This window comes from Pseudomonas fluorescens group sp., assembly GCF_020093335.1.
GTDB lineage: Bacteria > Pseudomonadota > Gammaproteobacteria > Pseudomonadales > Pseudomonadaceae > Aquipseudomonas > Aquipseudomonas petroselini.
The window spans coordinates 117,019-141,874 of sequence record NZ_JAIOKW010000002.1 but is presented as its reverse complement, the minus strand read 5'-3'; the positions used below and the strand labels follow the sequence as shown (position 1 = coordinate 141,874).

Below are 24,856 nucleotides of genomic sequence, written 5' to 3'. Positions count from 1 at the left end.
ACAAGCCCGCTCACCACAACAGGCCGGCTCACCACACAAGACGTTTTAGAGTGGACTATTTGGGATACAGCGGCGGCAAACTGGTGGTATCGGTCGCCGGGTCCAGTTCACGCTCAGCCACCGGAATGGCCTTGACCGCGCGCCACAGGTCTTCGCCCAGCCAGAAATGCCCGCTCTCGCTGTACAGCGCGCCATTCAACCCATCAAGCGCATCCGACAGCGGCACGAACCGCGCCGCCATGTCCGCCAGGGTTTCCGGCTGTTGCCGCGCCCAGGCATCGAGGGCCTGGCGGGTGGCCTGGGGGTCGTTGGCTTGGGTGGCGCGCTTGAGGTCGTCGAGCAAGGTGCGCGGGCTCGGGCCGGTTTGCGCGGCGCGTTGCACGGCCGGTTGCCGACGTGCGCGCCACCACAGGCCAAAACCCAGCAGGGTCGTGCAGGCGAGGATCAATGTGCTCAGTTGCCACAGCCACAGGCGTTCATCGTCCGGGGCGGTGATCACGGTCGGCGTGGCGGGGGTATCCACGGCCAGGCTCGGGTTGATGGCGACCTGCAACGTGCGGGCCGGCAAGCTGGTGCGCTCAAGGTGGTCTTCATGGGTGTTCCACCACACCAGGTCCACGGCAGGCAATTCCAGTGCGCCGGCGCGGGTCGGCACCAGCGCTTCGCGGTCTTCGCGGCTGCCGATCAGGCCGCGGTCACTGGTCTGGTTGCCGAGCACCGGTTGGTCCGGGTAGCGGCGCAGGCCGTTGATGTCGGTGCTGGGCAGGGCGGGCAATTGCGCGCTGGACAGGCCTTCGGCCTTGACCGTGAGGCTACGGGTCAGGGAGTCGCCGACCTGCACATGCTCAGGCTCCGGGTTCCAGTTTTCGCTCAGGGTCAGGCTGCGTGCCGGCAACCAAGGCGTATCGGCGGGATACAGCGCGGGCTTGGGCTTGACCGTCAGCGGCGACGGCGCAGAGCTGACATGGATGAGCTTGCCGGGCTTGGTGCCTTGCAGGGTGTTTTCCTGCGGCGGGCGCGATTCCACCAGGGTTGCGCTGAACGTCTGCGCGGGGACCTCCAGGGTGCCGCTGTGCTGCGGGTAGATCGCGTAGCGGGTTTCGATCACGCCATGGCGGATGCTGTTGATGACCTTCTCGTAGGTGCGCGACTCGCCCAACTGCTCCACGCGTGCATCGGCAATCTGCAAGGGCGTGAGGCTGCTGTCGTCATACAGCGACACCGAGTGGTACACGCGCACGGTCAGCAGCGCCTGGGCCTGGACGTAGACGCTGGACTGGTCGAGGTTGGCCTCGACGAACACCGGCGCCAGTTCGGCGGCGGTGTTCTGGCTGGCGGTTTCCACCACTTGCAGGCTGATCGGCTGGGTCTTGTACTCGCCCACTTGCAGGGGCGGGATGACCACCGTGCCGTTTTCCTTGGGCAGCAGGGTGATGATCCAGCGCGTGGTGGCGTGGTTATCGCCGTCCAACGTGGTGAGTTGGTTGATCTGGCGGGTGCCGCTGACTTCGAACTGCGCATCCAGCGGCGACAGGTCGGGCTTGCCGAACTGCGTGACATCGCTGGACTCCACCGTCAATTCCACTGTTTCTCCGGAATTGACGCGGCTGCGGTCGACGCTGGCCACCAGGTTCGCCGCCTGGGCATGGCCTGTCGACAGGGCGAGCAGGAACAGTAGGGTGGTGCGGCGGCTCATCGCGTCTTGTCCTGATGTTGTTGCTGTTCGTACCAGAATTTGCGGCGCAGCAGTTCGCCGGGGTTATCCGGGATCTGCTGCAGCCATTGCTCCAGGGCCTGGCGATGTTCACCGTCGAGGCTGGCGTCAGTGGGGCGCAACGGCGGGGTGGTGGTGTGTTCGTCGCCCAGTTCGCTGCCCGGTACTTCATTGCCTGCGGTTTGCGGCGTATTGCCGGTTTGGGTGTCACCGGTGCCGGCTTCACCCTGGCCTTGGGACGACTGCTCGCCGCCCGTGGTGCTTTGCCCGCTGGCGCCCGGCTGCGCAGTTTGGCCGGGTTGGGTGGTTTCGTCATCCTCGTTTTCGGCAGGTTTGCTTGGCTCCGGCTGTGCCTGTTCCTGCATCAGGGTTTCCACCAGCGCTTTGTTTTTCAACGCGGGTTGAAGGTCGGGCTGGGCTTCCAGGGCCTGCTCGTAGGCGTCGATCGCCGCTTCCAGTTCACCGGACTTGGCCAGGGCATTACCCCGATTGTAGTGGGAGTAGGCGTCATTGCCCTCGGCGAAACGCTTGATGGCTTCGGCATAGTTGCCGGCTTCGTACAGCGCTACGCCTTGCCACTGCGGGTCTTCGAAATGCTCGGCGGCTTCGGCGGGGCGTTTTTTCTTCAGCAGGTACTGGCCTTGCTGGTCGGGACGCAGCCACAAATCCTGCAGGCCGAAGGCATAGCTGGGTTGCGGTGCGCTCAACAGCAGCAGCGGCAGGCAGAACAACCAGCCACGCCGCCCGGCGCAGGCGGCGAGCAGCAATAATGGCAGAAGCAGCCAGTAACCCTGGTCAGCCCAGGTGTCCAGGTGCAGCAGTTGACCGTCGTTGCGCAAGGCTTGCGGCGGGTCCAGCACGCCGAGTTGGCGCAGGTCCTTGTCGTCCAGGCGCGCAGCACGGTAGCGGCCGCTCATTTCACTGGCGAAGGCCTTCAAGGTGGGGCTGTCGAGGCGTGGCACCAGGATTGCGCCTTGCTCGTCCTTGAGAAACTCACCGTTTTCCTGGGTCACCGGCGTGCCTTCACGGCTGCCGATGCCGAGGATCGACAGGGCCGGCGCCTGGCCGCTTTGCAGCAGCAGGCGGATGCCCTGGCGTTCCTGTTTGGACAGCGAGGAACCAATCAGCAGCAGGCGACCCTGGCCGAGGCCACCTTGCTTGAGCAGGCCCAGGGCTTTCTCGACAGCCAGGTCGGCACGGTGGCCGGGCTCGGGCATGATCGACGGGCGCAAGGCTTCCAGCAAGTTGCGGCTGGTGCCGAGGTCATCCGATAACGGCACCAGGGTGTGGGCGCTGCCGGCGTACACGACGATGGCGGTTTGCGCATCGGTGCGCGCCTGCAACAGGTCGTACAGCTTGCGCCGCGCCTGCTCCAAGCGGTTCGGCGGGCTGTCGGTGGCGAGCATTTCCGGGGTCAGTTCCAGCAGCACCACCAACGGGTCGGACGGCTTCTGGCTGGACTGCTCGACTCTTTGCCAGCTGGGGCCGAGCAACGCCAGCACCGCCAATAGCCAGGCAATGCCGAGCACCACCCAGGGCGATTTGCTCTCACGGCCGTTGCCACCACTGAGTAACACAGCGTGGAAGGCCGGGGGCAGGATCACCTGCCAGCGCCCGGCGCGCTTTTGCCGGTGCCACAGTTGCCACAGCAACCAGCCGAGCAACGGCAGGAGCAACAGCCACCAGGGGCGGAACCAGTGCGGCCAGAGGTCGATCATCGACGCCTCCGCAAGCGCAGGCGTTTAAGGCGTTGGCGCCATTCCGGGTGTTGTTGCAGGAAAATCCCCTTGCTCGACCATTTGTTGAACAACCGTTGCAAGGCGTTGTTCGGCCAGCGTTCTTGAATCACCAGCAGCATGCTCAGTACCAACGCCAGGGCCAGCGGCGCGCTGTACAGCGCCAGCGCCGGGCGTGCCTGGGTGGGCTGTTGCTCGACGGGTTCGAGGGTGTCGAGGGTTGCCTTGATGGCCTGCAATTCTTCGCCATCACGGGCACGGAAATACTGGCCACCGGTGGCCTCGGCGATGGCTTTGAGCGCCGGTTCGTCGAGGTCCAGGCTCGGGTTGACGCCGAGGATACCCAGGGAACCGGTTTGTTCCGGGTCGGCGCCGATGCCGATCGGGTAGATTTTTACGCCTTCTTCGGCGGCCAGGCGCGCGGCGGTCAGCGGGTCGATCTGCCCGGCATTGTTGGCGCCGTCGGTGACCAGGATCAGCACGCGGCTCTGCGCCGGACGCTGGCGCAGGCGTTTCAGGGCCAGGCCAATGGCATCGCCGATCGCGGTGTTTTTACCGGCAATGCCGATCCGCGCTTCATCCAGCCAGGTACGCACGGTGCGGCGGTCGAAGGTCAGCGGCGCTTGCAGGTAGGCCTGGCTGCCGAACAGAATCAGGCCGACGCGATCCCCTTCGCGACCTTCAAGGAAATCGCCGAGCAGGTGTTTGACCAGGCTCAAGCGACTTACGTCTTCGCCCTGCCAATTCATGTCGGGGAAATCCATGGAGCCGGACACGTCCACCGCCACCAGCAGGTCGCGGCCACTGGCGGCGATCGGCAACGGCTCGCCCAGCCATTCCGGGCGCGCGGCGGCGGTCAGCAGCAGCAACCACAACACCACGAACGGCGCTTGCTGGCGCCAGCCGGGCAGGTTGACACGGGCGCGGCGACGGGCCAGGCCTTCGAGGTCGCTGAGGTAGCTGACTTTCAAGGCGGGCTCGCCGCTGTCGGCTGTCGGCAGCACCAGGCGCATCAACCAGGGCAATGGCAACAGGACGAAGACCCACGGCCAGGCGAACTCAAACATGTTTGCGGATCCAGGTGTCGACCGCTTGGGTCAGGCCGGCGATGGCCTTGTCGTCGAGTTTGCATTCGGGTTTGTAGGCGCCTTCTACCAGCACCATCCAGCGCGTCAGGCCCGCGGCCGGGCAGCGGTTATCCAGGAACGCCAGCCATTTGCGACCATTTAACGTATGGCTTTGGCTGTAGGGGTAGTCATTGCGGCACAGGCGCTTGAGCAGCCCGTTGAGTTGCTGCAGCCAGGCCCCGGCGGGGGCGCCATCGTAGGGTTTGGGCATCAGCGCCAGTTCCGCCAGGGCGGCGATGCGCAGCGGGTCCAGCGGTTGTTCGGCGCGGGCGATGGGGCGCCGTGCGGGCAGGAAGCGGCGCAGTGACCACAGCCCCCAGCCGAGCAATGGAATCACCAGCAGCAACAGCCACCAACCCGGCGCAGGCGGCCAGAAACCGATGGCCGGCGGCGCGATCAGCGGTTGCAGCTGGTCGAGGCTGCTCATTGCTTTTTAACCGGGCGTTGCGGGTTGAGGTATTCGCGCAGTTGCTCGACCATTTCGCTTTGGGTACTTAACGGCATCAGCAGGATTCGCAGTTTCTGTGCAAGCAGTTCCCAGCGGGCGATGCGCCCTTCGGCCTGGGCTTTGTAGGCCTGCCGCAAATCGTAGTTCAGTGTGTCCAGTTCCAGCTGGGCGCCGCGTTCGGCAAAGCGCAGCAGCCCGGCAGCGGGCAGGGCGTGGTCCAGCGGATCGGAGATCGGCAACAGCAGCAGGTCGCAATGCCGTGACAACAGGCTCAATTGCTGCTCGGCACCTTCGGTGAGTGCGCGTTCATCGCAGATCACGATCACCAGGCTGCCGGGGCGCAACACTTCGCGGCCACGGCGCAGGGCCATGCCCAAGGCGTCGGCTTCGGGGCGGCTTTCGGTGTTCAGGCTCTGGTTCACTCGCACCAGGCGATTGAGCAATTGCAGCAGGCTCTGCTTGCTGCGCCGGGGCTTGATTTCGTAGTGCTCGCTGTCGCCAAACACCAGGCCACCGACCCGGTCGTTGTGCTCCAGCGCCGCCCAACCAATCAGGCTGGCCGCTTGGGCCGCCAGCACCGACTTGAACATCTGCCCCGAGCCGAAAAACAGCCGGCAGCTTTGCTCGACCATGATAAAAATCGGCCGCTCGCGCTCTTCATGGAACAGCTTGGTGTGCGGCTCCTGGGTCCGCGCCGTCACGCGCCAGTCGATGGTGCGCACATCGTCGCCGGCCTGGTACACGCGCACCTGGTCGAAGTCCACCCCGCGTCCGCGCAGCTTGGAGTGGTGCAGGCCGATCAGCGGGCTGCGTTGGCTCGGCGTGGAAAACAGCTGTACTTCGCGCACGCGGTGGCGCATCTCGATCAATTCGCTGAGCGTGACGCGGATCCCGTCGCTGGCATTCATGGGGTTCAAGCGACGGCAACGACGTCGAGAATACGTTGCACCACACGGTCCTGGTCAATGCCCGCGGCTTCGGCTTCGAACGACAGAATGATGCGATGGCGCAGCACGTCGAACAGCACCGCCTGGATATCTTCCGGGCTGACGAAGTCGCGACCGGCCAGCCAGGCATGGGCGCGGGCACAGCGGTCGAGGGCGATGGAGCCGCGTGGGCTGGCGCCGTAGGCGATCCACTCGGCCATTTCCGGGTCGAACTTGGCCGGGGTACGGGTGGCCATGACCAGTTGCACCAGGTACTCCTCCACCGCATCAGCCATGTACAGGCCGAGGATTTCCTTGCGCGCGGCGAAGATCGCTTGCTGGCTGACGCGGCGCTCAGGCTTGGTTTCGCCGTTGAGCGCTTCGCCACGGGCCTGTTGCAGGATGCGCCGCTCGACGGCGGCGTCCGGGAAACCGATTTTTACGTGCATCAGGAAGCGGTCGAGCTGGGCTTCGGGCAGCGGGTAGGTGCCTTCCTGCTCGATGGGGTTTTGCGTGGCCATCACCAGGAACAGCGGCGACAAGTCGTAGGTGCTGCGCCCGACGCTGACCTGGCGCTCGGCCATGGCTTCCAGCAGTGCCGACTGCACCTTGGCCGGCGCGCGGTTGATTTCGTCCGCCAGCACAAGGTTGTGGAAGATCGGCCCCTGTTGGAACACGAAGCTGCCGGTTTCCGGGCGATAGATCTCGGTGCCGGTGATGTCGGCTGGCAACAGGTCGGGGGTGAACTGGATACGATGGAACTGCGCTTCGATGCCTTCAGCCAACTCTTTGATGGCCTTGGTCTTGGCCAGGCCCGGTGCGCCTTCCACCAGCATATGGCCGTCGGCGAGCAGCGCGATCAGCAGGCGATCGATGAGTTTTTCCTGGCCGAGAATCTGCGTAGAAAGAAAGGTTCGCAGCGCAAGCAGCGCTTCACGATGTTCCATCGATGACGGTTCCTGGAAAGATGAGCCCGGTGATCGAGAGCAAACGCCGGGCTAGGGAGGCTTACTTTAATGCATGGAGGGGTGTGGCGACTAACGGCGTGACGGGTATTTTTGGCAAAACTTGTAGGAAATTTGTGTGTCCGCTAGGAATGAGGGCTGGACTGGGTGTGTAGTGAGCGGGCTTGCCCCGCGCTGGGTGGCGAAGCCACCCCAGTGGGACCGCCACGGTGTGTCAGGTGAATGTGAAGCGCCTGGATTTGGGGCGGCTTCGCCACCCAGCGCGGGGCAAGCCCGCTCACTACAAAGTGATTTAAATCCGGGTTAGGGTGCCGGTGCCGTTGAGGATGTTTTGCAGGGTTTGCTCCACCTCGGTCAGGTCGGAGGCGGCCGTGGCGTGGGTGATCTGCAATTGGTCCTTGCCACCCAGGGCATCGGCATCCCCGGCAGCCAATTCGATCAGCAGGGTGGTATCACTCAGCGTGACCTTCAGCCCATCCAGGGTCGACGGCTCGTAATCCCAGGTCAGCTCCACTTCGTCTTCATCCGGGTAGCGGGTCAGCATGAACATCTCGCCGCCTTTACCGTGACAGCAGAGCATGGCCATGTTGTCTTCTTCTTCGTCGCACGGTGTAACCATAAGGGCGTCGGTTTTCAGCTGCAGCATGGGGAATCCTGTCTGGGGTAGGGCGTGATGCGGGCAATTGTGCCATTGCAGCGAATTTTGTGCTGCATCCTGTGTCAGACCTCGTGCATGACCTGACAGTCAATACCAGTCATTTTCGGTACTCGGGGCCAGGAAAATAGCTGGTTTTAGTGCCCTGAAATCCGGGTTGCCCAAGTCGCAACCCCAACCCTGCTTACCGATGACCGAATATGTCGCAGCACCGCAAGCAGCGGGCTTCCTACACTCGTTAAGCTGCGCAACGGATGTGCCCTGTGCCGGGAGTCTGACCTGCCCGTCGTACCGTCGCCTGGCAAGGTGTACCTCCAGTGGAAGTTGTATGTGACCTGACTGTCTTGTCCAGCTTCACCCACCTGTCACCCTGATTCGTTTATGGTGTTTATCATCGTTACCAGCGAACAGAGCTGACGGTCTCCCCGCAAGGGGATAACACGCGACGCTTCCATCAATAACAAGCCCAAGCGGAGTACCACAGATGGCGTTCTTCACCGCAGCCAGCAAGGCCGACTTCCAGCATCAACTGCAAGCGGCACTGGCGCAGCACATCAGTGAACAGGCACTGCCACAAGTGGCGCTGTTCGCTGAGCAATTCTTCGGCATTATTTCCCTGGACGAACTGACCCAGCGTCGCCTTTCCGACCTGGCCGGTTGCACCCTGTCTGCCTGGCGCCTGCTTGAGCGCTTTGACCACACCCAACCGCAAGTGCGGGTCTACAACCCCGATTACGAACGTCATGGCTGGCAGTCGACCCACACCGCGGTCGAAGTGCTGCACCATGACCTGCCATTCCTGGTGGACTCGGTACGTACCGAGCTGAACCGCCGTGGCTACAGCATCCACACCCTGCAGACCACCGTGCTCAGCGTACGCCGTGGCGCCAAGGGCGAGTTGCTGGAAATCCTGCCCAAAGGCACCCAGGGCGACGGTGTCCAGCAAGAATCGCTGATGTACCTGGAAATCGACCGTTGCGCCAATGCCGCCGAACTGAACGTGCTGAGCAAAGAGCTTGAGCAGGTACTGGGCGAAGTGCGCGTGGCCGTGGCCGACTTCGAACCGATGAAAGCCAAGGTCCAGGACCTGCTGGCCGGTATTGACGCCAGCCCGTTCAGCATCGACGGCGAAGAAAAAGCCGAGATCAAGAACTTCCTGGAATGGCTGGTGGGCAACCACTTCACCTTCCTCGGCTATGAAGAATTCGTGGTACGTGACGAGGCGGATGGCGGTCATATCGAATATGACGCCGATTCCTTCCTCGGTCTGACCAAGCTGCTGCGCGCCGGTCTCACCGCCGACGACCTGCGCATCGAAGACTACGCCGTGGCCTACCTGCGTGAGCCGACCGTGCTGTCGTTCGCCAAGGCCGCGCACCCAAGCCGTGTACACCGTCCGGCGTATCCGGACTACGTGTCGATCCGTGAGATCAGCGCCGACGGCAAGGTCATCAAGGAACACCGTTTCATGGGCCTGTACACCTCGTCGGTGTATGGCGAAAGCGTGCGGGTCATTCCGTATATCCGTCGCAAGGTCGCGGAAATCGAACGCCGTTCCGGCTTCCAACCCAAGGCTCACCTGGGTAAGGAACTGGCTCAGGTCGTGGAAGTGCTGCCGCGTGACGACCTGTTCCAGACCCCGGTCGACGAGCTGTTCAGCACCGTGATGTCGATCGTGCAGATCCAGGAGCGCAACAAGATCCGCGTGTTCCTGCGCAAAGACCCGTACGGTCGTTTCTGCTACTGCCTGGCCTACGTGCCGCGCGACATCTATTCCACCGAAGTGCGCCAGAAGATCCAGCAAGTGCTGATGGATCGCCTGAAGGCCTCGGACTGCGAATTCTGGACCTTCTTCTCCGAATCCGTGCTGGCCCGTGTGCAGCTGATTCTGCGGGTAGACCCGAAGAACCGCCTGGACATCGACCCGCTGCAACTGGAAAAAGAAGTGGTGCAGGCCTGCCGCAGCTGGCAGGACGACTACTCCAACCTGGTCGTGGAAAGCTTTGGCGAAGCGCACGGCACCAACGTGCTGGCCGACTTCCCGAAAGGCTTCCCGGCGGGCTACCGCGAGCGTTTTGCCGCGCATTCGGCTGTGGTCGACATGCAGCATTTGCTCAGCCTGACCGAAGCCAACCCGCTGGTCATGAGCTTCTACCAGCCGCTGGGCCAGGTTTCCGGCCAGCGCGAGCTGCATTGCAAGCTCTACCATGCGGACACCCCGCTGGCGCTGTCCGACGTGTTGCCGATCCTGGAAAACCTCGGCCTGCGCGTGCTGGGCGAATTCCCGTACCGCCTGCGTCACGCCAATGGTCGTGAGTTCTGGATCCATGATTTTGCGTTCATTGCCGCCGAAGGCGTGAACCTGGATATCCAGCAGCTTAACGACACCCTGCAAGACGCGTTCGTGCACATCGTGCATGGCGACGCCGAGAACGATGCGTTCAACCGCCTGGTACTCACCGCCGGCCTGCCATGGCGCGACGTCGCGCTGCTGCGTGCCTACGCCCGTTACCTGAAGCAGATCCGCCTGGGCTTCGACCTGGGTTACATCGCCAGCACCCTGAACAACCACACCGACATCGCCCGCGAGTTGACCCGGTTGTTCAAGACCCGCTTCTATCTGGCGCGCAAGCTCACCGCCGAAGACCTGGAAGACAAGCAGCAACGCCTGGAGCAAGCGATCCTCACCGCCCTGGACGATGTTCAGGTGCTCAACGAAGACCGCATCCTGCGTCGCTACCTGGACCTGATCAAGGCCACCCTGCGCACCAACTTCTACCAAACCGACGCCAACGGCCAGAACAAGTCGTACTTCAGCTTCAAGTTCAACCCGCACGCGATTCCTGAGCTGCCTAAGCCAGTGCCGAAGTTTGAAATCTTCGTGTACTCGCCACGCGTCGAAGGCGTGCACCTGCGCTTTGGCAACGTCGCGCGCGGCGGCCTGCGTTGGTCCGACCGTGAAGAAGACTTCCGCACCGAAGTGCTTGGCCTGGTAAAAGCCCAGCAAGTGAAGAACTCGGTGATCGTGCCTGTGGGCGCGAAGGGCGGCTTCCTGCCGCGTCGCCTGCCATTGGGCGGCAGCCGGGACGAGATCGCGGCCGAGGGCATCGCCTGCTACCGCATCTTCATTTCCGGGCTGTTGGACATCACCGACAACCTGAAGGACGGCGCCCTGGTGCCGCCGGCCAACGTCGTGCGTCATGACGGCGATGACCCGTACCTGGTCGTGGCAGCGGACAAAGGCACGGCAACCTTTTCCGACATCGCCAACGGTATCGCCATCGACTACGGCTTCTGGCTGGGTGATGCGTTCGCTTCCGGTGGTTCCGCCGGTTACGACCACAAGAAAATGGGCATCACCGCCAAAGGCGCGTGGGTCGGTGTGCAGCGTCACTTCCGTGAGCGCGGCATCAATGTGCAGGAAGACAGCATCACGGTCGTGGGCGTCGGCGACATGGCCGGCGACGTGTTCGGTAACGGCCTGTTGATGTCCGACAAGCTGCAACTGGTCGCGGCCTTCAACCACTTGCATATATTCATCGATCCAAACCCGAACCCGGCGACCAGCTTCGTCGAGCGTCAGCGCATGTTCGAGCTGCCGCGTTCGGCCTGGACCGACTACGACACCAGCATCATGTCCGAAGGCGGCGGTATCTTCTCGCGCAGCGCGAAGAGCATTGCCATCTCGCCACAGATGAAAGAACGCTTCGACATCTCGGCCGACAAGCTGACCCCGACCGAACTGCTGAACGCCTTGCTCAAGGCGCCGGTGGACCTGTTGTGGAACGGCGGTATCGGTACCTACGTCAAGGCCAGCACCGAAAGCCACGCCGATGTCGGCGACAAGGCCAACGATGCGCTGCGCGTGAACGGTAACGAGCTGCGCTGCAAGGTGGTGGGCGAGGGCGGTAACCTGGGCATGACCCAGCTGGGTCGTGTGGAGTTCGGCCTCAATGGCGGCGGTTCCAACACCGACTTCATCGACAACGCCGGTGGCGTGGACTGCTCCGACCACGAAGTGAACATCAAGATCCTGCTCAACGAAGTGGTGCAGGCCGGTGACATGACCGACAAGCAGCGCAACCAGTTGCTGGCGAGCATGACCGACGAAGTCGGCCACCTGGTGTTGGGCAACAACTACAAGCAGACCCAGGCCCTGTCCCTGGCAGCGCGCCGTGCCTACGAGCGTGCCGCCGAGTACAAGCGCCTGATGAGCGACCTGGAAGGCCGTGGCAAGCTGGACCGCGCCATCGAGTACCTGCCGACCGAGGAGCAGCTTGTGGAGCGCGCCGCGAACGGCAAGGGCCTGACCCGTCCGGAGCTGTCGGTGCTGATCTCGTACAGCAAGATCGACCTCAAGGAAGCGCTGCTCAAGTCGCTGGTGCCGGATGACGAGTACCTGACCCGTGACATGGAGACCGCGTTCCCACCGAGCCTGGTGGCCAAGTTCTCCGAGGCCATGCGTCGTCACCGCCTCAAGCGCGAGATCGTCAGCACCCAGATCGCCAACGACCTGGTCAACCACATGGGCATCACCTTCGTTCAACGACTCAAAGAGTCGACCGGCATGAGCCCGGCGAACGTGGCGGGCGCTTATGTGATCGTGCGTGACATCTTCCATCTCCCGCACTGGTTCCGTCAGATCGAAGCGCTGGACCACCAGGTCTCCGCTGACGTGCAATTGCAGTTGATGGACGAACTGATGCGCCTGGGCCGCCGCGCTACGCGCTGGTTCCTGCGCAGCCGTCGCAACGAGCAGGACGCTGGCCGTGACACCGCGCACTTCGGTCCGCACCTGGCCGCGTTGGGCCTCAAGCTCGACGAACTGCTGGAAGGCCCGACCCGCGAAGGTTGGCAGAACCGCTACCAGGCCTACACCGAAGCGGGCGTGCCTGAGCTGTTGGCGCGCATGGTTGCAGGCACTACCCACCTGTACACCTTGCTGCCGATCATCGAAGCCGCCGACGTCACCGGGCACGACGCCGCCGAAGTGGCCAAGGCCTACTTCGCCGTCGGCAGCGCCCTGGACCTGCCGTGGTACCTGCAGCAGATCAGCGATCTGCCGGTGGCCAACAACTGGCAGGCCCAGGCCCGCGAAGCGTTCCGCGATGATGTGGACTGGCAGCAACGCGCGATTACCATCTCCGTCCTGCAAATGGCCGACGCGCCAGAAGACATGGAAGCCCGCGTGGCCCTGTGGCTTGAGCAGCACAAGGACATGGCCGATCGTTGGGTCGCGATGATGGTGGAGATCCGTGCTGCGGTCGGCACGGACTACGCCATGTATGCGGTGGCCAACCGTGAGCTGCTGGACCTGGCGTTGAGCGGTCAGTCGGTGCTGTAACAATGTGACTGAACGTTAGCGCTTGAAAACATCCCCGAATCGAAAGGTTCGGGGATTTTTATTGGGCGCAAGATCAATCGGTCAATACGCCAGGGGATCGCTATTTCGCGGTGCCCGGAATGATCAACTCCTCCAGGCGAACGAACAGCTGTGGCGTGTTGCTTTCAACGGCGGCCAACGCCAGTTTTGCCTGTTCGTGATCTTCCAGGTTCATGCGCATTTCGATCTTATGGATGTCCGCTGGAAGCCTTGGTGGGATAGGGGCCGGCATGCTTTTTTGGACGTGCTTCAACAGGGCGTAGGCGAGGGGGAGGTTTTTTTCCAACCCGTATGGGTTTGTAAAAGGCGGTTCGCTACCGTCCTCGTCCGGTGCGGGACGCTCGCGCAATGGCATGTTAGCGAGTGCATGCCCATATTCCATCATCGCCTCCACGTGGCCCAAGTCGGCCAGCCGGGCAAGGCGAGTGCGCTTTTCCGCCATGCTGGCGGTGGAGTCCCCAAAGAAGACCCGTGCGTACAGCGCCAATGGCAGGCCTGCGTCGGCAGATTCTTGATACAGCTCTTCGATTCGCGCCAGGCGCAGTGCGTCGTTAGCAATCAATTTCGGGTGGCGTTGATACTGTTCGGCGAGTTTGAACTGGGCCAGGCTAAAGCCGGCGGCGGCGGATTTTTCCAGCCAGCTGACGTCATCGGTGATGAGGTACTGGTAGTACATACCTTCTGGCTCTTTATACGCCGGGAACGTGCTCACCAGTGTCTTGGCTGTTTCCAGCGACTCGGTATCCCCCAACTGTATAAGTGCCGGAATGTAGTTCTGCGCTGCGGCGAGTTTCAGCCATTTCTTGGTTTCTTCACTGGCGTAAGAAGACAGTTTTCCGTGCTCGCTGTGCCAGATGCCGTCTCGGTAAACGTTACACGTGGCCATGCTGAACTGACACTCAGGAAACTGGGCGGCCGAGGCTATGGTCAGAAAATGCTCGGCCTCTTCGGTGTTATTGAGCCAGAACATTTTCATTCCGGCCCGCGCCGCACTTTGGTTCAGCTCATCCAGGGCTGTTGTCATCGGGAGTGACAAGGTCTCTTTTTGAGCATTCAGTTGGGACAGCACATTGAACAGTGCGGACCTGACAGTTGATTCGGCGGACATGATCTATACCTGTAATAAGCACTGAAATTGTGCGAATTCAGGTTATGGAAACGCAGTTCCTCACTGTCGCTACATATCTATCATCCGTCATGGCCGACCGGATCAATGCCGCAAGTGATGTGCCAAGTGATGCTCCAGGTGCTTCAAATGCCGGGCCATCAGCGCCTGCGCGTGAGCAATGTCATTGCACGCCAGAGCGTCGACAATGGCCAGGTGTTCTTGCCATGCACACCCGTTGCGCGACTGCGTCTCACAGTGCGCAATCATCAATGAGGTTAACGGCACCAGGCTGTTGAGGAACTGCTCCAAGGGCTTGTTGCCTGCGATGACCGCCAACCGCAGATGAAACTCGCCGGACAGGCGAATAGCTGCCGCGTGTTGGTCGCGTGCAAGGCTTTCCTGTTCCCGCAGGATGAGTTCGCGCAACTGGCGCAGGTGTTCCGGGGTGGCGTTGGCGCAGGCCAGTTGCACCACGGTCATTTCTGTCAACCGCCGGGCTTCCAGGATCTGCTGCGCTTGTTGTCTGTCCGGTACCGCGACCTCGGCCCGTTGGTTGGGACGCAGGATGATCACGCGCTGCAGGGAGAGCTTGGCCAACACGCGGCGAATCACGCTGCGGCTCACACCGAAGGTCTCGCCCAGGCCTTCTTCGGTAAAGCGGCTGGACGGGACGATGCGTTGCTCGAGGATGGCGTCGAACAGCCGTGGGTAGATGTCGTCCACCGACGGTTTTTTACCGGCGACCAGGCGCAGGGCAGGGAGGATAGGGTCGTATTGCAGGGCGTGGGCGGTCATGGCCTGTCTCCAAAAAATCAACTGCCCAGATGGTCATCCGGGATGTTCAGGCGAATACCCATGCGCAGGCCTTCCTGGAGGATATGCCGACGCATCTCGGCACTGGCCAAGGCGCTGTTCTTATTGCGGATGGCACGCACCACCGCTTCATTCTCCTGCAGGCGCTCAGCCAGGTGCTCGGGGGAGTTGCGCAGCACCTGGGCGCTTTGCTTGAGGGCATTGCTGGTTTGTTGCACCACGTTCTGGAAAATCGGATTGGAGGTGAGGGCGAACAGCTCTTCGTGGAAGCCGATGTAGGCGTTCATCCCGGCTTCGGCATCGCCGGCGTCGAGGGCTTCGCGCATGTCCATCAGGGTCAGGCGCAGTTGGCCGACCTCCTTGCTGCTGATGGACTGGGCCACCAGGCCGACAATGAACGGTTCGAGGGTGTAGCGCAGTTGCAGGATGTCTTCCAGGCTGGCGTCGGCCACCGCATCGCTGGATTGCGGTTCGCTGACACTGGTTTCCAACACCACCACGCCTTTGCCCGGCATGGAGCGCACCAGGCCGAGGGTCTCCAGCACGATCACCGCTTCGCGCAGGCTGGGGCGGCTGATACCCATTTGTTCGGCCAGTTCACGCTGGCCGGGCAGCATTTCCCCACGGCGCCACTGGCCACGCGCCAAGGCGGCACGGAGTTTTTCTACCACTGAATTGACGACGGTTGAGGTGCTGATCACGTCGATGGCTCCTTGATGTTGCACATACGGTGGTGAATCCAACGAAGATCTACTGTGGGAGCTGGCTTGCCAGCGATGGCGGTGTGTCAGTCGCCGGGTGTGCAGGCTGATCCACCGCTATCGGGAGCAAGCCCCCTCCCACCTTTAGCCGGCGGTGCTCATTAGAATTCCTGATGCGCCGGCAACACCGGCTTCTTGGCCTGGAAGGCATAACCTTGCTGGCCGTCCAGCACCTTGTTGGCACGCTGGATATCGATGTCTTTCTCCCAGCGCGCAATGGCCACGGTCGCCACGCAGTTGCCGATCAGGTTGGTCAATGCGCGACCGATGCCCATGAACCAATCCACCGCCAGTACCAGCACCAGGCCCACCACCGGAATTGCCGGGATGGCGGTGAGGGTCGCTGCCAGAATCACCAGCGCTGAACCGGGGATTCCGTGGGCGCCCTTGGACGTGATCAGCGACACCAGCAGGATCGTCATCAGATCGGTCATCGACAGCGGCGTGCCGGTAGCGTTGGCGATGAAGACGATGGCCAGGGTCAGGTAGATCGAGAAACCGTCGAGGTTGAACGAATAGCCCGTCGGAATCACCAGGCCCACGGTGGAGCTGCCGATACCCAGGTGCTCAAGCTTGCGCATGATCTGTGGCAGCACGGCGTCGGAGGAGGCGGTGCCCATCACGATCAGCAGTTCTTCACGCAGGTATTTGAGCAGCGGCAACATGCGCAGGCCGGACAGGCGCATCACCAGGCCAAGGATCAGCCCGACGAAGGCAAAGCACGTCAGGTAGAACAGGCCCACCAGGCTGCCCAGGTGTTGCAGGGAGTCCAGCCCGTAGGTGCTGGTGGTGAAGGCGATCGCACCAAACACACCGATGGGCGCCAGGCGCACGATCATGCCCATGATGCGGAAGATCACATGGCTCAGCTCATTGATCAGCCGCGAGATGCCTGAGGCCGCTTCGCCCACAAGGTTCAACGCACTGCCGAACAGCACTGAAAACAGCAGCACTTGCAGCACGTTGTTGTCGGCAAAGGCGCCGATCACTGAGTTGGGGATCAGGTCCATCAGGAATTGGCTGGTGCCGCGGATATGCTGGCCCTTGTCGGCCAGTTCATTGAGGCCAGCGGACGACAGCTGCTCCAAATGGATATTGGCGCCGGTGCCGATACCGGTGCTGAAGGCCATGACCAGGCCGATCACCAGCGCGACGGTGGTCAATACTTCAAAGTAGATCACCGACTTGAGGCCGATTCGGCCGACTTTCTTCAAGTCGCCGGCACCGGAAATGCCGCTGACCACCACGCAGAATACGATCAGGCCGATGAGCATTTTGATCAGCTTGATAAAGCCGTCACCCAAGGGTTTGAGTTGCGAGGAAAATTCGGGAAGGGCCAAGCCGCAGACTACGCCTAGCATCAGGCCAATCACGACTTGCAGGAAAATCGAACGCGAGCACCATCTGAGCATGGGAGGGATCTCTATTCGGTGCCCTGGTGGTTCCAGGGCTTAATTGTTGTGGTCATACCGGTAAGTCCAGTGCGTCGCCAGTCTAGGCCAGGTATTTTTGAAATAACAAGTCATTATTCATCGGTTGACGGTTCGCGGTCTGACCAGTTGGTCGCCGAAGGCGATGCTTGAGCGGTTGGCGACGTGGAATTTTTTTCGCTTATCATCCGTCGCTCGGCACAGGAGGTGATGGATGGACACACTAGGACTGACCCTTGATGAAACCGGGCAGGCCCACTGCACCTGGCGCACGGCCGCGCCGGAATACCCGCGTTATCACGACGCGGAGTGGGGCGTGCCGGTGGCGGATGATATCCAGTTGTACGAGAAGATCTGCCTGGAAGGCTTCCAGGCCGGCATGGCCTGGATCACCATTTTGCGCAAGCGCGAGCAGTTCCGCGTGGCGTTCGAAGGGTTTGATTTTCGCCGGGTGGCGCAGTATGGCGACGCGGATATCGAGCGGCTGATGCAGGACCCAGGCATCGTGCGCAATCGGGCCAAGATCCTCTCCACGATCAACAATGCGCGCCGGGCGTGTGAGTTGGTGGATGAAACCGGTTCGCTGGCGCGCTGGTTGTGGGCGTTCGAGCCTGGTGAGGAAGAGCGTCCGGCGGTGGTGGACATGGCGTATTGGACGGGGAATCCCACGTCGCCGGCTTCGGTGCGTTTGTCCAAAGCGTTGAAGAAACGGGGTTGGACGTTTGTGGGGCCGACCACGATGTATGCGTTGATGCAGGCGATGGGGATGGTCAATGATCATCTGGAAGGGTGCGCTTGTCGGTCACGGATCGAAGACCTGCGCCGCCAGTTTGAACGGCCCTGATTCACTGGCCCTATGCGATGAAACCTGGGGCTGGCCTGCCGGCGATAGCGGCGGGTCAGCCGACCTGGGTGTGGGATCAGACCGAGTACATATCCGTAATTTAGGTAACGGCTGCTATGGGTTCCGCTTTTACAGCGGCTCACTTTGGAAAAGCTCCAAAGTAAGCAAAGGGCTCTTGCCCCACCACTCGGCACCTCGCCCAGGCTCGGTGTGCCCGTAATCCGACATTGATTTGGGGGGGCCGCCGCCACGCGCCATCCATGGCGCGGGGCGGCTAAACCGGCATCCCTGCCGGTTTACCCCCCAAATCAATATCGAATTCCGGCCAGCGTGGTTGACGGGGCGCCTGAGATCAAAAGCACGATCAAGATCAAGATCAAGAGCGGCTCGCTTCGCATCGTGGTTAGCGTGGTTGCTGCAGCGTTGTGTAGATACATTATTTTGGTAGGGGGGTAAGCACTTCCGCCTTGTCATCCAGCACCATCACCACCAGCAACTTGGCCGGTTGGGTCTGGCTGGCATTGCTCGATTCGAAGTGCCGCGAACCTGCCGGTTCGTAGAACGATTCACCGACCTTGTAGGTTTTCGCCTTCTCGTCATTCACCCGCGAGGTGATCGCGCCTTCGAGTACGTAGGCCACGGCGGTGCCGGTGTGGCTGTGGGGCACGGTGGCCTGGCCGGGGGCGTAATCGACGGTGAGCATGATGGTTTTCTTGCCGGGCACATGGGGCAAGGCGTGCTCTTGGAGCACGTTGATCGACTCTTGGTTGTACACCGGTTCGTGGGCAAAGGCGCTGAGCGAGGCGAGCATCAGCGAGGTAGCGAGCAGTCGTTTCATGGCGAAGTTTCCGAATCGTTCGAGACCGCTTCACCCTACGCCGCGATGCCTGGGTGACCAATGACCAATCCCGGCGAAGACCAGGAGACCAATGCCTCAATGGTCGAAATCCAGGCGCCACGCCAGGTGCTCGCCGGTCAGTTCGATAAACCCTTGCAGGGCCGGCAATCGGAAGTGTGCAACCAACTGGTCGGCACAGGTCCAACGGCCGCTGACGGTCCATAGGTCGAGGTCCTGCGGGTCGCGCTGAACGGCGTAGTCCAGGCAGCCGGGAGCGGTGCGCACGGCGTTGGCTATCTGCTGCAGGCGCTCGCCCAATTCCCTTGAGCGCCCGGCCGCCGCGCGGACATGGACAGTGTTGCAGGCACAGGCTGGCATGGCGATGGTCTCCGAGGTCAGGTATCAGTGCACAGGCTAGGGCCTCGTTGCGACAGGACCAAGGACCAATCCGGCGGAAAATCCGCTAGCCAATCTGCTGGAGAATATCGCGGACTTTGTCCAGCGCCGGGTCGATATCGAGGGTCTCGATGGCGCCGAAGCCAATGATCAGGCCGGGACGTACGGGCGCATCGTGGAAGAATACTTCCAGCGGGTACACACCCACTTCCACCCGGCGCGCCAGTTCCATCAGCAGCGGGATATTCACCGGCACCTTGCACAACGCGGCCATGTGGAACCCGGCCACGGTAGGCACCGCTTCGAACCACGGCGACAAATCCCCCGCGAGGCGCTGCAGGATGCGTTCACGGCGCCCGGCGTAGACCGTATGGCAGCGGCGGATATGTTTGAGCAGGTAGCCCTCGCTGATGAATTTGGCCAGGGCCCATTGCGGCAGCGTCGAGCTGTGCTGGTCGGTGAGTTGCTTGGCCTTGAGCACCGCGCCGTAAATCGCCGGTGGCAGCACCGCGTAGCCCAGGCGCAATTCGGGCAGCAGGGTTTTCGAGAAGGTGCCGACATAGGTCACCACACCGTGGGTGTCCATGCTTTGCAGGGAGTCGGTGGGCCGGCCTTCGTAGCGGAATTCGCTGTCGTAGTCGTCCTCGATGATGATCGCGCCCAACTCGAAGGCCCTTGCCAGCAGGGCTTCGCGGCGTGGCATGCTCATCGGCATGCCGAGGGGGAACTGGTGGGAGGGCGTCACGTAGATCAGTCGTGTGCCATCGGGTATCCGGTCGACCTGGATGCCCTCGGCATCCACCGGCACACTGGCGACATTCGCCCCCATCGCCACGAACAACTGGCGCGCAGGGCTGTAGCCGGGGTCTTCCATGGCGACCATGCTGCCCGGCTCCAGCACCACGCGGGCGATCAGGTCCAGCGCCTGCTGTGCGCCGTTGGTGACGATGATGTCGCTGTCGCGGCAGTTGACCCCGCGTGAGAACGCGATATGCCCGGCGATTGCGCTGCGCAGTGCGGGCAGGCCTTCGGGTTGGCTGTAGAACCCGCTGTTTTGTGCAATACGCCGCAGTGCGTCCTGGGTACAGCGCCGCCATTCATCCTGGGGGAACTGGTTGCGGCTGGTGGCCCCGCCGATAAATTCATAGCGCAGCGTGCTGTCGCGGGTGGGATGGCGCATGGGCGAGGGCAGCGATTGCCACTTCGCCAGGCGGGCGGTGCAGGCCAGGTCGGTGGAGGTGTGCAGGCGTTCGGACAGGGGGGCGCGGGCGTTGACGAAGGTGCCACGGCCGGTCTTGCCGACCAGCAGGCCTTCGTAGGTGAGGGTGGCGTAGGTGTCTGACACGGTCTTGCGCGACACGCCCAGTTGCTCGGCGAGCAAGCGGCTGGGCGGCAGTTGCGCACCGGCGGCCAGGCGCCCGGAACCGATGGCTTCGCGCAGCTGTTGGTAGAGCTGTTCGGCCAGATCCTTGCGGCCATTGATCACAACGTGCAGTTCCATGGGGTATCCCGGGGCATTCAATCTGCGCCCAGATTACGCGCCTGCGTAACAGGCTCAAAATGGTCTCAGCATAAACCGGCTGATTGGCTATAGGGCTTGTGCCGCATGGCCCCTAGGCTGGACTGTGATTGCATTCGCCGCCAGAGAACCGCCCCATGGAACCCCGCCTGGATTACTACACCGCCTCGCCGCAAGCGCTCAAGGGCATGTTGATGCTGGAGGCGACGACGTTTGGTCTGTCCATCGATGCCCCCTTGCTGGAGCTGATCAAGATTCGCGTCTCGCAGCTCAACCACTGTGGTTTCTGCACGGACATGCACTCGATGGCGGCACGTCAGCGCGGCGAAACCGAGCGGCGCTTGTTCGCGTTGTGCGTGTGGCGTGATTCGCCGTTTTTCACGGCGCGGGAAAAGGCCGCATTGGCCTGGAGCGAGTCGGTGGCGACGCTGCCGACCTCAACGGTGTCGGATGAACTGTTCGCCGCCGTGCGGCTGGAGTTCAGCGAGCAGGAACTGGTCGACCTGACCATGGCGGTGTCCAGCATCAGTGGCTGGAACCGCCTGGCGGTGAGCTTCCGGCAGCAACCGCCGAATGCTTGATCAGGACAGGAAACCGCCGTCCACATTCAGCGACACACCCGTGGTGTAGCTGGACGCGTCACTGGCCAGGAACAGCACCGCGCCGGCCATCTCGCTCGGGTCTGCCACGCGCTTGAGAGGGATCTGCGCCAGGGCCATTTTCAGGATCGCGTCGTTCTTCACCAGCGCCGAGGCGAACTTGGTGTCGGTCAGGCCAGGCAGCAGGGCGTTGCAACGAATGCCGAACGCCGCGCATTCCTTGGCGAACACCTTGGTCATGTTGATAACGGCGGCCTTGGTCACCGAGTAAATGCCTTGGAACACACCCGGCGAAATCCCGTTGATCGAGGCGACGTTGATGATGCTGCCGCCACCGTTTTCACGCATCAGCTTGCCGGCTTCCACCGACATGAAGAAGTAGCCACGGATGTTCACGTCAACGGTCTTCTGGAACGCACCGAGATCAGTGTCCAGCACATTGCAGAACTGCGGGTTGGTCGCGGCGTTGTTGACCAGGATATCCAGGCGGCCGAACTGCTCACGGATACCGGCGAATACTTGGGTAATTTGCTCCATTTCGCCGATATGACAGGCCACGGCCGTGGCCTTGCCGCCGTCGGCGATGATCGCATCGGCCACATGTTGGCAGCCTTCCAGTTTGCGGCTGGAAACGATCACATGGGCGCCTTGCTGGGCCAGCAACTTGGCGATGGCTTCGCCGATGCCGCGGCTGGCGCCGGAGACAAAAGCAATCTTGCCGTCGAGGTCGAACAGGTGGGTCTTGGACATGGGGGTTCCTTGTGGTCGGCGATCAGAGCGTGGATTTGCTGATGACGTTCAGGCTCATTTGCTCCAGCAGTTTGTTCATCTGAATGAACTGCGCAAAGCGTTTGTCCTGGGTCTGGCCATGGAAGAAGCGGTAGTAGATCTGCTGCACGATGCCGGCCAGGCGGAACAGGCCGTAGGTGTAGTAGAAGTCGAAATTGTCGATCTGGATGCCGGAGCGCTCGGCGTAATAGTCGACGAACTCACGGCGAGTGAGCATGCCGGGCGCGTTGCTCGGCTGGCGGCGCATCAACTGCACCGGCGCGGGGTCCGCCGCTTCGATCCAATAGGCGAGGGTGTTGCCCAGGTCCATCAGCGGGTCGCCGAGGGTGGTCAGCTCCCAGTCCAGCACGCCAATGATCTGCATTGGGTTGTGCGGGTCGAGGATCACGTTATCGAAGCGGTAGTCGTTGTGCACAATGCTCGACGTCGGGTGATCGGCTGGCATCTTGTCGTTGAGCCAGGCGCGCACGGCTTCCCAGTGTGGCGCGTCGGGGGTCAGGGCTTTTTCGTAGCGATCGCTCCAGCCACGGATCTGGCGTGCCACATAGCCCTCGGGTTTACCCAGGTCGGCCAGGCCGCAGGCGCTGTAGTCCACCTGGTGCAGTTCGACGAACTTATCGATGAAGCTTTTGCACAGCGCCTCGGTCTTGACGGCGTCCAGGCCCAGCTCGGCTGGCAGGTCGGAGCGCAGGATGATGCCGTTGACCCGCTCCATCACATAGAACTCGGCACCGATCACCGACTCGTCGGTGCAATGCACGTAGGCCTTGGGGCAATAGGGGAAGCCGTCTTTGAGCTGGTTGAGAATGCGGTATTCGCGGCCCATGTCGTGGGCCGACTTGGCCTTGTGGCCAAAGGGCGGGCGGCGCAGCACGAATTCCTGGCTCGGGTATTCCAGCAGGTAGGTCAGGTTGGACGCGCCGCCGGGGAACTGGCTGATCGTGGGCGTGCCGCTCAGGCCCGGGATATGGGCCTTGAGATAGGGATCGATCAGGCTGGCATCAAGTTCTTCACCTGGGCGAATCTGGGTCGATTGGTCGTTCAGCGCCATGCTTATCCCTTCTGCTTATTCTAAAGGCCTCGGACTATTTCCTAATCTAATGCGCACCACCGCCCAGCGACAAGGTCGGGGCGGCTTAATAGGTTAGCGTGTTGGATGATGATCAGCGTGCCTGATCGGTCATTTAGTGGCCGGGGGCAGGGCGACCGGGGTGAGTACCGGGCGACCGGCGAAGTGCTCTACCAGGTTATCGGCCACCCGTTGCACGGTGTCATGGGCGGCTTCCGGCGACAGGCCGGCGACGTGGGAGGTGAGCACGGTATTGCCGAGTTTCTTGAGCGCGTCGGGGACCTTGGGCTCATCGTCGAACACATCCAGCGCGGCGCCACCGATGCGGCGCTGTTCCAGGGCGGCGACCAGGTCGGCGGTGACCACCACGCTGCCACGGCCGATGTTCACCAGGTAGCCATTCGGGCCCAGGGCATCCAGGGCGTGCCGATCGATCAGGTGGCGGGTGCTGGCGCCGCCGGGCGTGGCCAGGATCAGGAAGTCCGAGGTGCGCGCCAGCTCCACCGCCGTCGCGCAGTAGGTGTAGTCCACATCATCGCGTGGCTGGCGGTTGTGGTAACTCACCTCCATGCCGAAGCCCAGGGACGCACGCTTGGCGATCTCCAGCCCCACAGCGCCCAGCCCGAGGATGCCCAGTTGCTTGCCGCCCAGTGACGGGCGCATCACTTTCGGCCATTCATGGCGGCGCACGGCGGCGTCCGTCTGCGGGATGCCGCGCACCAGCGACAGCAGCAGCGCCATGGCGTGATCGGCCACCGACGGCGCATTCACGCCGGCGCCATTGGTGACCACGATCCCGCGATTGCTGGCGGCCTGCAGGTCCACGTGTTCGTAGCCGGCGCCAATCACGCAAATGATTTCCAGCAGGGGCAGCGCGGCGATTTCCTCGGCGTACAAGCCCAGTGGGCCGCGGGTGAGCACCGCCTTGATCTGGCTGCCGTGGGCCTTGATGGCGGCGGTGCGCTCGGCGGGTGTGGGCGCCAGGATCACGTGAAAGTCATTGCTCTCGATGATGGGCAGGTATTCGTTGATGGTTTCAACCAGGACCAGAACAGTAGCGGTCATCGGAAGGCTCTTCCTGAAGGGTTTGAGGGAAGGAGTATGCCGTATTTGAGCGTTTAGAAGCTGATCTCGACGGCGCTTGTGAGCTTCACAAACGCCCCGGCCAGGGTCGCATTGTGATGCTCGATAATCACCTCGGCCTTCAGCGTCGGCGTGTCCATGCAGGTATGGCCGTCTTCGGGCAGTACCACTGAAAACCCCAGTTCCACCGCGACCTTGCACGTGGTGTCGATACAGAACTGAGTTTTCATGCCGACGATCACCAGTTCCTTGACGTGCGCCGCTCTCAATTGCGCTTCCAGGTCTGTGCCCAGGAAGCAACTGGGACGGGTCTTGTTGAACAGGTGATCACGCGACTCGTCTACCTCCAGCGCATGCCATAGCTGCCAGGGCGGGCTGCCGGCTTCAATTGGGGAGCCGGCCGGGCCAGTGTGGCGGGCGACGAAGATGGGTGTATCGGAGTTGCGGGCACGCTGAATCAGCTGGTTGATGGTGGCGAGTACACGTTCGCGCTCGAAGGGCTTTTCCGGACCGTCGTATAAGCCAGTTTGCATATCGATGATCAGCAGGGCGTCAGTCATGGTGTTGCTCCTTGCAATGGCCAGATGGCGGAGCAATAAAAAGGCCCCGTCCATTGCTGGCGGGGCCTTGGGTTGAATCTGTGAGGTGTTTAG

21 protein-coding genes are annotated in these 24,856 nt (G+C 62.2%); 3 read left to right on the top strand and 18 right to left on the bottom strand.

What is annotated here, in order from left to right:
- Positions 1 to 55: 55 nt before the first annotated feature.
- From K7431_RS03575 to K7431_RS03545, 7 genes are all read right to left on the bottom strand, one after another.
- Positions 56 to 1,696 (bottom strand): BatD family protein, encoded by a 1,641-nt coding sequence (locus K7431_RS03575; protein ID WP_012724662.1) that lies wholly within the window; start codon positions 1,694 to 1,696, stop codon positions 56 to 58.
- Positions 1,693 to 3,432, bottom strand: a complete 1,740-nt coding sequence (locus tag K7431_RS03570; RefSeq protein WP_012724661.1) for a tetratricopeptide repeat protein — start codon at positions 3,430 to 3,432, stop codon at positions 1,693 to 1,695. The genes K7431_RS03575 and K7431_RS03570 overlap by 4 nt, the downstream gene beginning before the upstream one ends.
- Positions 3,429 to 4,517, bottom strand: a complete 1,089-nt coding sequence (locus K7431_RS03565) for a vWA domain-containing protein (protein WP_012724660.1) — start codon at positions 4,515 to 4,517, stop codon at positions 3,429 to 3,431. The genes K7431_RS03570 and K7431_RS03565 overlap by 4 nt, the downstream gene beginning before the upstream one ends.
- Positions 4,510 to 5,004: a DUF4381 domain-containing protein gene (locus tag K7431_RS03560; RefSeq protein ID WP_012724659.1), complete on the bottom strand. Its 495-nt coding sequence runs from the start codon at positions 5,002 to 5,004 to the stop codon at positions 4,510 to 4,512. The genes K7431_RS03565 and K7431_RS03560 overlap by 8 nt, the downstream gene beginning before the upstream one ends.
- Positions 5,001 to 5,933 (bottom strand): DUF58 domain-containing protein, encoded by a 933-nt coding sequence (locus tag K7431_RS03555; RefSeq protein ID WP_043205451.1) that lies wholly within the window; start codon positions 5,931 to 5,933, stop codon positions 5,001 to 5,003. Before K7431_RS03555 ends, K7431_RS03560 begins: the two co-directional genes overlap by 4 nt.
- Before the next feature lie 5 nt (positions 5,934 to 5,938).
- Positions 5,939 to 6,898 (bottom strand): AAA family ATPase, encoded by a 960-nt coding sequence (locus K7431_RS03550; RefSeq protein ID WP_003174327.1) that lies wholly within the window; start codon positions 6,896 to 6,898, stop codon positions 5,939 to 5,941.
- A gap of 310 nt (positions 6,899 to 7,208) precedes the next feature.
- Positions 7,209 to 7,562, bottom strand: a complete 354-nt coding sequence (locus tag K7431_RS03545; RefSeq protein ID WP_012724657.1) for a hypothetical protein — start codon at positions 7,560 to 7,562, stop codon at positions 7,209 to 7,211.
- Between the two features lie 493 nt (positions 7,563 to 8,055).
- Here K7431_RS03545 and K7431_RS03540 point away from each other — a divergent pair, with 493 nt between their 5' ends.
- Positions 8,056 to 12,915 (top strand): NAD-glutamate dehydrogenase, encoded by a 4,860-nt coding sequence (locus K7431_RS03540; protein WP_012724656.1) that lies wholly within the window; start codon positions 8,056 to 8,058, stop codon positions 12,913 to 12,915.
- A 100-nt stretch (positions 12,916 to 13,015) separates the two neighbouring features.
- Here the strand turns inward: K7431_RS03540 and K7431_RS03535 are convergent, their stop codons facing one another.
- The 4 genes from K7431_RS03535 to K7431_RS03520 form a co-directional block, all read right to left on the bottom strand.
- Positions 13,016 to 14,062 (bottom strand): hypothetical protein, encoded by a 1,047-nt coding sequence (locus tag K7431_RS03535; protein WP_012724655.1) that lies wholly within the window; start codon positions 14,060 to 14,062, stop codon positions 13,016 to 13,018.
- Positions 14,063 to 14,164: 102 nt separating this feature from the next.
- Positions 14,165 to 14,857 carry a GntR family transcriptional regulator gene (locus tag K7431_RS03530; RefSeq protein WP_012724654.1) on the bottom strand — a complete coding sequence of 231 codons (693 nt, stop codon included), beginning with the start codon at positions 14,855 to 14,857 and terminating at the stop codon, positions 14,165 to 14,167.
- Positions 14,858 to 14,874: 17 nt separating this feature from the next.
- Positions 14,875 to 15,576 (bottom strand): FadR/GntR family transcriptional regulator, encoded by a 702-nt coding sequence (locus K7431_RS03525; RefSeq protein ID WP_012724653.1) that lies wholly within the window; start codon positions 15,574 to 15,576, stop codon positions 14,875 to 14,877.
- Between the two features lie 161 nt (positions 15,577 to 15,737).
- On the bottom strand, positions 15,738 to 17,063 hold the full coding sequence (locus K7431_RS03520; RefSeq protein WP_173390405.1) for a C4-dicarboxylate transporter DctA: 1,326 nt from the start codon (positions 17,061 to 17,063) through the stop codon (positions 15,738 to 15,740).
- Between the two features lie 217 nt (positions 17,064 to 17,280).
- On the opposite strand from K7431_RS03520, the gene K7431_RS03515 reads away from it, so the two are divergent.
- Positions 17,281 to 17,910 (top strand): DNA-3-methyladenine glycosylase I, encoded by a 630-nt coding sequence (locus K7431_RS03515; protein ID WP_012724651.1) that lies wholly within the window; start codon positions 17,281 to 17,283, stop codon positions 17,908 to 17,910.
- A 436-nt stretch (positions 17,911 to 18,346) separates the two neighbouring features.
- Here K7431_RS03515 and K7431_RS03510 read toward each other — a convergent pair whose 3' ends face one another.
- From K7431_RS03510 to pdxR, 3 genes are all read right to left on the bottom strand, one after another.
- A complete protein-coding gene (locus K7431_RS03510; protein WP_012724650.1) occupies positions 18,347 to 18,748 on the bottom strand; it encodes a cupin domain-containing protein in 402 nt (133 codons plus the stop codon).
- A gap of 96 nt (positions 18,749 to 18,844) precedes the next feature.
- A complete protein-coding gene (locus K7431_RS03505) occupies positions 18,845 to 19,126 on the bottom strand; it encodes a putative quinol monooxygenase (protein ID WP_012724649.1) in 282 nt (93 codons plus the stop codon).
- 85 nt (positions 19,127 to 19,211) lie between these two features.
- On the bottom strand, positions 19,212 to 20,645 hold the full coding sequence (pdxR, locus tag K7431_RS03500) for a MocR-like pyridoxine biosynthesis transcription factor PdxR (RefSeq protein WP_012724648.1): 1,434 nt from the start codon (positions 20,643 to 20,645) through the stop codon (positions 19,212 to 19,214).
- A gap of 155 nt (positions 20,646 to 20,800) precedes the next feature.
- On the opposite strand from pdxR, the gene K7431_RS03495 reads away from it, so the two are divergent.
- Positions 20,801 to 21,244 (top strand): carboxymuconolactone decarboxylase family protein, encoded by a 444-nt coding sequence (locus K7431_RS03495; RefSeq protein WP_012724647.1) that lies wholly within the window; start codon positions 20,801 to 20,803, stop codon positions 21,242 to 21,244.
- On the opposite strand, the gene K7431_RS03490 is transcribed toward K7431_RS03495, so the two are convergent.
- From K7431_RS03490 to K7431_RS03475, 4 genes are all read right to left on the bottom strand, one after another.
- Positions 21,245 to 22,012, bottom strand: coding sequence for an SDR family oxidoreductase (locus K7431_RS03490; protein ID WP_010210056.1), 768 nt, complete (start codon positions 22,010 to 22,012; stop codon positions 21,245 to 21,247).
- A 22-nt stretch (positions 22,013 to 22,034) separates the two neighbouring features.
- Positions 22,035 to 23,102, bottom strand: coding sequence for a phosphotransferase family protein (locus tag K7431_RS03485; RefSeq protein ID WP_012724646.1), 1,068 nt, complete (start codon positions 23,100 to 23,102; stop codon positions 22,035 to 22,037).
- Between the two features lie 129 nt (positions 23,103 to 23,231).
- Positions 23,232 to 24,185: a 2-hydroxyacid dehydrogenase gene (locus K7431_RS03480; RefSeq protein WP_012724645.1), complete on the bottom strand. Its 954-nt coding sequence runs from the start codon at positions 24,183 to 24,185 to the stop codon at positions 23,232 to 23,234.
- Positions 24,186 to 24,238: 53 nt separating this feature from the next.
- Positions 24,239 to 24,763, bottom strand: a complete 525-nt coding sequence (locus tag K7431_RS03475; protein WP_012724644.1) for a cysteine hydrolase family protein — start codon at positions 24,761 to 24,763, stop codon at positions 24,239 to 24,241.
- Positions 24,764 to 24,856: the final 93 nt, after the last annotated feature.

Excerpts from the sequence above, each read along its gene's own strand:
- K7431_RS03545 (WP_012724657.1), bottom strand. The coding sequence starts at position 7,562 with ATGCTGCAGCTGAAAACCGACGCCCTTATGGTTACACCGTGCGACGAA.
- K7431_RS03540 (WP_012724656.1), top strand. The coding sequence starts at position 8,056 with ATGGCGTTCTTCACCGCAGCCAGCAAGGCCGACTTCCAGCATCAACTG.
- K7431_RS03475 (WP_012724644.1), bottom strand. The coding sequence starts at position 24,763 with ATGACTGACGCCCTGCTGATCATCGATATGCAAACTGGCTTATACGAC.
- K7431_RS03530 (WP_012724654.1), bottom strand. The coding sequence starts at position 14,857 with ATGACCGCCCACGCCCTGCAATACGACCCTATCCTCCCTGCCCTGCGC.
- K7431_RS03565 (WP_012724660.1), bottom strand. The coding sequence starts at position 4,517 with ATGTTTGAGTTCGCCTGGCCGTGGGTCTTCGTCCTGTTGCCATTGCCC.
- pdxR (WP_012724648.1), bottom strand. The coding sequence starts at position 20,645 with ATGGAACTGCACGTTGTGATCAATGGCCGCAAGGATCTGGCCGAACAG.
- K7431_RS03505 (WP_012724649.1), bottom strand. The coding sequence starts at position 19,126 with ATGCCAGCCTGTGCCTGCAACACTGTCCATGTCCGCGCGGCGGCCGGG.
- K7431_RS03535 (WP_012724655.1), bottom strand. The coding sequence starts at position 14,062 with ATGTCCGCCGAATCAACTGTCAGGTCCGCACTGTTCAATGTGCTGTCC.
- K7431_RS03495 (WP_012724647.1), top strand. The coding sequence starts at position 20,801 with ATGGAACCCCGCCTGGATTACTACACCGCCTCGCCGCAAGCGCTCAAG.
- K7431_RS03510 (WP_012724650.1), bottom strand. The coding sequence starts at position 18,748 with ATGAAACGACTGCTCGCTACCTCGCTGATGCTCGCCTCGCTCAGCGCC.
- K7431_RS03560 (WP_012724659.1), bottom strand. The coding sequence starts at position 5,004 with ATGAGCAGCCTCGACCAGCTGCAACCGCTGATCGCGCCGCCGGCCATC.
- K7431_RS03480 (WP_012724645.1), bottom strand. The coding sequence starts at position 24,185 with ATGACCGCTACTGTTCTGGTCCTGGTTGAAACCATCAACGAATACCTG.
- K7431_RS03485 (WP_012724646.1), bottom strand. The coding sequence starts at position 23,102 with ATGGCGCTGAACGACCAATCGACCCAGATTCGCCCAGGTGAAGAACTT.
- K7431_RS03555 (WP_043205451.1), bottom strand. The coding sequence starts at position 5,933 with ATGAATGCCAGCGACGGGATCCGCGTCACGCTCAGCGAATTGATCGAG.
- K7431_RS03490 (WP_010210056.1), bottom strand. The coding sequence starts at position 22,012 with ATGTCCAAGACCCACCTGTTCGACCTCGACGGCAAGATTGCTTTTGTC.
- K7431_RS03550 (WP_003174327.1), bottom strand. The coding sequence starts at position 6,898 with ATGGAACATCGTGAAGCGCTGCTTGCGCTGCGAACCTTTCTTTCTACG.
- K7431_RS03570 (WP_012724661.1), bottom strand. The coding sequence starts at position 3,432 with ATGATCGACCTCTGGCCGCACTGGTTCCGCCCCTGGTGGCTGTTGCTC.
- K7431_RS03515 (WP_012724651.1), top strand. The coding sequence starts at position 17,281 with ATGGACACACTAGGACTGACCCTTGATGAAACCGGGCAGGCCCACTGC.
- K7431_RS03575 (WP_012724662.1), bottom strand. The coding sequence starts at position 1,696 with ATGAGCCGCCGCACCACCCTACTGTTCCTGCTCGCCCTGTCGACAGGC.